The following is a 570-nucleotide window of genomic DNA, read 5'->3' as shown; positions in this document are numbered from 1 at the left end:
GTCAAGGCGCGCATCGATGCGGTTGCCAAGAGCGTCATGGAGGAAACCGGGGTCAAGATCGACTATCTCACTGGCACGATGATCGAGCTTCCCCGCGCCGCCATCCGCGCGCATGTCATTGCAGAATCAGCCGAATTCTTCTCCTTCGGCACCAACGACCTGACCCAGACGACCTTCGGCATCTCGCGCGACGATGCGGCCTCGTTCCTGGAAACCTACCGCCAGAAGGGCATTATCGATCAGGACCCGTTCGTCTCGCTCGACATCGAGGGCGTCGGCGAACTGGTGCGCATGGCCGCGCAAAAGGGCAAGGCGACGCGGCCCGACATCAAGCTCGGCATCTGCGGCGAACATGGCGGCGATCCGGCCTCGATCCGCTTTTGCGAAGAGGTCGGCCTCGACTACGTGTCCTGTTCGCCCTATCGCGTGCCGATCGCCAGGCTGGCGGCAGCGCAGGCAGCGGTGCTGGTTGCGAAAACAGGCCGCGGATAGGATCCATCCAGCTTACCGTTTTGTAAGACAATTCACGCGAACGTGCTGGCCGCGCCGCGTAATCTCGACATTGTTCCT

1 protein-coding gene is annotated in these 570 nt (G+C 61.9%); it reads left to right on the top strand.

Features of this window, described 5'->3' with window-relative positions:
• Positions 1–492 (top strand): putative PEP-binding protein (locus tag EN969_RS34415; RefSeq protein ID WP_348632433.1); only part of this gene is annotated, 492 nt, incomplete at its 5' end.
• Positions 493–570 lie beyond the last annotated feature (78 nt).

The sequence above is a fragment of the Mesorhizobium sp. M7A.F.Ca.CA.003.01.2.1 genome (assembly GCF_003998945.1).
Lineage (GTDB): Bacteria > Pseudomonadota > Alphaproteobacteria > Rhizobiales > Rhizobiaceae > Mesorhizobium > Mesorhizobium ciceri.
Note: the sequence above shows the minus strand (reverse complement) of the source record. Positions and strands in the feature narration are given on the sequence as shown.